This is a genomic window from Francisella philomiragia subsp. philomiragia ATCC 25015, from assembly GCF_000156715.1.
Lineage (GTDB): Bacteria > Pseudomonadota > Gammaproteobacteria > Francisellales > Francisellaceae > Francisella > Francisella philomiragia.
Genome location: NZ_DS999312.1, coordinates 302,819 through 308,490 on the forward strand (window position 1 = coordinate 302,819; position 5,672 = coordinate 308,490).

Below are 5,672 nucleotides of genomic sequence, written 5' to 3' on the forward strand. Positions count from 1 at the left end.
GTGTAATTGATAAGAGTGTCATTCTCAAGCGAGTGGGAATTTCATAATCGAAATATAGAGAAGCTATAAGATATTTGATTAAGCACTACTCTAAAATAGAATGAAAATTTTTATAGAAATAAGTTGGCTGAACATAGTCGAAGCCATGTTTTGCTTGGTTTAAAGAAATTATTTCGATAAATTAATGATCTTTTAGTATATTTAATCAACACTCTTTAGCAATGAAAATATTGAGGGTTCTAGCTAGTCTTGTTACAATATTTCATTAATTTGAGCTATTTTATGTAGCGGTATTGGTGATTGTATGTAGCTAGTAGAGCTTAGGTTCCGTTAGCCGTGATCTGTTTTTTAATTAAGGACTAATTTTATGAAAAAAAGAATATTAGGTTCGCTTCTATGCCTATGTGGCATAAGTATAGCTTATGCTGATGATTCTGTTCAGTGTGATAATATACCAGCATTGGTCAAGCAGTTCAAAGGAGCGGCTAAGGAGAATTGGCGGGGATATTCTGTTGGTAATTTTGTCAGGTACAATAACAAAGTATATCAATTAAAAAATGATTGGTGGACTGTGGACTCTCCAGACATTAATCAACATTGGATATATTGTCAAGATGTTTTGCAACCTGCAATATACTTGCATATTCCTTCTAGACCTGCTTATGTAAGCAGTACTAGTAAACCTCATGTTATTATTTATGATAGTAATCACAATCAAGTTGCTGATCTAAAAAATCTTAAATGGGGGGCTACAAAAAAAGTTAGACTACCAATAGGGCAATTTACTATAGTTGTAGAAGGTATTGACTCTAGCCAAGGATATGCCAGCCAAAGTATAGTTAATTTGGCTATGGGTCAATCTAAGAAGATATCTGTTAACTATAAAAATATACATGCAGCTAGTTTAAGTATCTATCCTAAAGCTGCTATATCAGGTAGTGTTGGAGTCAAGATCTTAGATTCAAAAGGAACGGTGGTATATCAAAGCTCACTAGTTTTTAATCAGAAAAATACAATCTATGATATTGATGTTACAAAGGGTAAGTATATGATTCATGCTAACTCTTATATTGTAGCAGGTAAGGTTTATAAGGCTCCTGATACACTAGTATCATTATCACCAGATAAGACTACCAATGTTAATCTTAATTTTGATAATTGGTCTGTAGCTGCTTCTAGGGTTGATGTGGTAATTTCAAATTTACCTAAAGGTAAAGAAGCTAAACTGAAGTTTATGAATAATACAGGAGATGTGCAAACAGTTGATGTCAAAGGTAATGGGGTCTATACACAAATGTTTGCTAAAGATGGTAGCCAGTGGAGTTTAACGACTGATGGTATTGACCAAGCTAGTGTTTTTCCTAAGAGCTTTAATGCTAATCAAAGTTGTGTTAATGCAACTATTACCACTCAGTCAAAACATTAGAGACTATTGATTTAATCAGGATGCGCCATCAAAAATAGTTGTCTTCCTTGTGCTTGACATGGGTATCTCTTAAATACTGGGGAGATTTCCGCCTTCACGAGAATGACTTGATGATTAAATCAACAGTCTTTAATAACTATTTTCTCTCTAGTCAATAATTGTAGTATCGCACTATAATGTTTATTTTCTAATGAGATTCTGGGTTAAGTCTGGAACAACTGCAATGAGGGAGATATCCGGATACACTACCCCAAATAGTTGGGCTTGGACTGTTTGATCAAGTATTACTCATTTTATACTAATCTTGTCCTAGCTTCTAATTAAGTCTCATCTTGCCATTCAAAATTACTTTGATCTGCAAAAATCTTCTCAAGTAGTTTGGCATTCATCGCATGTGATGTGCTAAAAGTCTCGAAATGTCCATAGATATGGCGTGTCCCACATAGCATAATATCACCAACCAAATCCATGACTCTATGGCGAACATGCTCATCTGTATAGCGAAGACCATTTTTGACATATGATTTTTTCTTGGTTAATAGGATTGTATTTTGAGTGCTTGCACCTTGAGCAATAGGAGTTTTACTAAATTTTGTAAAGATTTTTGCCAGAATACCCTTATATAGCGGTCCAAAAGTTCGTGAATCGATGCAGTCTGCAACTAGTATTTCAGGGTTAATTGTTTTATTGTAGTTTTGATAGCCGCATTTTGGCTTTATTTGTAGGTTTACGCTGAAGCTGTCACTTGGTGAGGCTTTTATATACCTATTATCTTCGCGGTATTCGATAGTTTTTTTAATTATAAGTTTCTTAGATGGAGCATTATTTTGCTGGATACCGACACTTTTGAGTTGCTGATAAAAGCCATTGCAACTACCGTCTAGTATTGGTATTTCATTGGTTTGAGAATAGATATAAGCATTATCGATACCTATGCAAAATAATGCTGCTAACAAGTGTTCTATAGTACGAATATAATGTCGCTCATCAGTTGCGATACATGTACATAATGGCTTATCAATTACATGGCTGTAGTGTGTGGGTATAGTTTTGCCACTTATACAAAATACTATTCCAGTGTCAGCAGGAGCCGGAGAGATTATGATAGTATTGTATCTATTGGTGTGTAGACCTTTACCGGATATATATACTGGGTTTGTTAGAGTGTATTGCATATGGCAATTATCTATTTTCTAAAACGATGGTTATAATCATGCGACCTAAGCCATATAATGCACTTAGGATAATAAATATTGTGATTAGATTATATATAATACGAGGATATTTGGCTGAATCTGGTAAAGTTGGTTTGACAACATCTACTAGATAGCTTTGTTGATTCTGGCTGTCTAATTTGGCTGTTTCAAATGATTGTAGTGCTGATTGGTACTCTGTCATTGCAAATTCAGCATTGAGCTTAAGCCATGTGTAGTTAGACACCATATCATCAAGTTGCGATTGTTTTTGACTTTCTTTATCTTCGGCTAAGAAATCTGCTTTTTCTTTGTCGATCTGCTTTTTCAAAGCGATGATTTGTTGTTCGGTAGCTTTTACTTCACTAGAGTTAGGAGACAGATAAGATTTGAGATTTGTCAGTTGTGTCTCTGCAGCAGTTAACTGTCCTTGTAGATTTCCGATCACAGTAGCTTTGCTAGATACAGACCCCTCTGGGTCGACTATTCCACGGCTATTTTGGAACTCAACTAGGGCATCTTGGGCTTTCATCGCTTTAGTCTTGATCAGATCAAGCTGCTCTTTGTTAAATTTCATTCTGTTCTCAGCTAGTGTGTGCGATATATGGTCGATTATGTCTTGGCTTTCTTTGGTGATGGTGTTTAGTACATCTTGAGCCTGCTCTGCGGTGTAGCCTTGCACATTTATTGTGATAGCATTAGACTGTTGGTTATAGCTTAGAGATACCATCTTGTTGTAGTAATCTAAGAAATCAATTTGATCAGCATTGCGCGACAAGCGTGAAAAAAAGTCTACTTTTGGACTCTGGTACATAGCTTTGATATTTAGGTCAGCTTGTAGTGTATCAAGCATTTGTGGAGATAATATATAATCTATCAACAGATAGCTATTCGCGGAAGTATCAGATCCGCCACCACCAAGTATGCTCGACAGTGAGCTATCAACCATTGGCATAGTGTTATTTTGTCTTAGAGATACTATCGCTGAGCTCTCATAGCGAGGTGATGCCAGAACTATATAGTATATACCAACAACTAGAGTTGGTAATACTACAAAAGAGAAGAAGCTATGCTTCTTGGCTAATATATATGTTTTGTTTGCTTTGACTATAGTTTCATGTTTGTAGTGTATTTTTTTGTAAGTATATATATCTCTTAGTGCGGTTGTCTTGAACCTTTTACTAAGTTTCTTATATAGCTTGATTAATGTTTTTTTGTATTTACTTTTCAATAGCTGTATTTTATTCATAATATAAATCTGCTTCTTTTTCATTTACATAAGATTACTTCTGATAAGAGGCTATGGCCTCATCCATATTATCAAATATATTTATTTTACCATTTTCTAACACAACTGCGATATCACAACTGCTTTTGATTTCTTTCATATTGTGCGAAACCATAATCACGCAAGCATTTTTCTTTTTTTCCTCGAATGCATCATTAGCCTTTTTCATGAACTGTGGATCGCCAACACCTGTGACTTCATCGACTAAGTAGTAGTCGAAATCAAAAGCCATGGACAGCCCAAAGTTGACTCTACCTTTCATACCTGAGCTATATGATTTGACAGGCATATCAAAAAACTCGCCAATCTCTGCAAAGTCATAGACAAACTCTTCTATTTGTTTCATCTCGCGTCGATTTTTGTTGTGGATGCGACAGACAAACTTGATGTTTTCGCGTGCTGTTAGACTACCTTGGAAACCTGCTGTCAGCCCTACAGGCCATGATATTGAACTAGTTGTAATTATCTTACCAGAGTTCGGGTATTCAAGACCGCCTAGCATACGTAGAAATGTAGATTTACCAGCACCATTGCGACCTAATATACCTATGCTTTTACCCTCTGGGAAAGTATAATTAACATCTCTAAGAATATAGTGTTTATGTCCACGGATATTATAAAATTTGGTAGCATTTACAAGTTGTATCATATTTATAGGTTACCTTGATCTTGCATTCATCATAATATTTTTTCTAGCTACATAGTAGCACAAAACACCTAAGAATAGAGTGCATATTGTAAAAGCTACCAGATACTCATAGCTTAAATAAACATTGAGATGTTCGACACTAAACGCTGAGCGAATAAATTCAATAACTTGAAGTATAGGGTTAAATGACAGATAGTAGGATATATTAGGAGGGAAGTCATTTAGGCCAAAAAACACTCCTGAAGTGAAAAATAATATACGGTTAACAATACCCATAAATTTGGGTAAATCTATATAATAGTAGGAGATTACGGCAAGCATAAGCGATATACCAACTGTAATTGCTAATAATATAATCACCATATATATAATACGGATAGGGTGATAAATAGTGGCGCCACTATTTAGATATATTATCATAGCAGTCAAAATCAATGCAGATAGTGTGCTTATTGCTGCTTGCAATATTATCCTTGCTAAGATTGTATCGATAATTTTGACTTGTCTATAAGCAAGTAATGACTGGTTGGCAGCGATAGCACCAGATGCTCCAGAAAATGAGTTTCTAAAGAAGAAAAATGGTACAATCCCTGTTAGTAGGAATAGCAAAATTGGCATATTGCCCGTAGCCCTGCCTAGAAATGTATATAAGGCATACATCATCATTATAAAAAGCATTGGCTCTACAACAATCCATGCATAGCCAAAGTAACTATCTCCAAATTTTGTGGTAATTTCTCGGTTGAGTAATCCCCAGATCACAGCTTTGTGCTCTATTAGAGATTTTTTGAATTCCGTCGTCATATTGTTGTTGTGATATAAATATTTTTCAATAATTGAATAATTATAGTCTAAGAATACTATCACTTTGAGAAAAAAATAGCTAATTTAAATTTGCATAATTGTTCTAAATATTAGATACTTTGAGCCAAATACCTCACTGATGATTAATATCCGATTATGAAAAAAATACTTATAACTTTCTTGCTATTCTGTCTAGGTGGTTTGGCATTTGCAAATAGTGTTATGCCTGGTTTAACAGAATTTGACCAAATTGCCGAGAAGGGAGCTGGTCTTCCTGAAACCAAAAATAATCCGCCACCATCTATGGCATCT

At 34.9% G+C, this 5,672-nt stretch carries 5 protein-coding genes; 1 reads left to right on the forward strand and 4 read right to left on the reverse strand.

The genetic code is table 11. The features are described 5' to 3' along the window. Nucleotides 1-367 precede the first annotated feature (367 nt). Complete coding sequence (locus FTPG_RS04145) at nt 368-1,426, forward strand: hypothetical protein (RefSeq protein ID WP_004287170.1); 1,059 nt, start codon at nt 368-370, stop codon at nt 1,424-1,426. 320 nt (nt 1,427-1,746) lie between these two features. Here FTPG_RS04145 and lpxC read toward each other — a convergent pair whose 3' ends face one another. From lpxC to FTPG_RS04165, 4 genes are read right to left on the reverse strand one after another with little or no spacing between them, the layout of a single operon-like run. After that, nucleotides 1,747-2,601 (reverse strand): UDP-3-O-acyl-N-acetylglucosamine deacetylase, encoded by an 855-nt coding sequence (lpxC, locus tag FTPG_RS04150; protein WP_004287171.1) that lies wholly within the window; start codon nt 2,599-2,601, stop codon nt 1,747-1,749. Nucleotides 2,602-2,608: 7 nt separating this feature from the next. Then, a complete protein-coding gene (locus FTPG_RS04155; protein ID WP_035722318.1) occupies nt 2,609-3,868 on the reverse strand; it encodes a KpsE/RkpR family capsule polysaccharide export protein in 1,260 nt (419 codons plus the stop codon). 34 nt (nt 3,869-3,902) lie between these two features. After that, entirely contained in the window at nt 3,903-4,556 is a 654-nt protein-coding gene (locus FTPG_RS04160) for an ABC transporter ATP-binding protein (protein ID WP_004287173.1), read from the reverse strand. A gap of 9 nt (nt 4,557-4,565) precedes the next feature. Then, entirely contained in the window at nt 4,566-5,360 is a 795-nt protein-coding gene (locus FTPG_RS04165) for an ABC transporter permease (RefSeq protein ID WP_234367144.1), read from the reverse strand. Between the last annotated feature and the right edge of the window lie 312 nt (nt 5,361-5,672).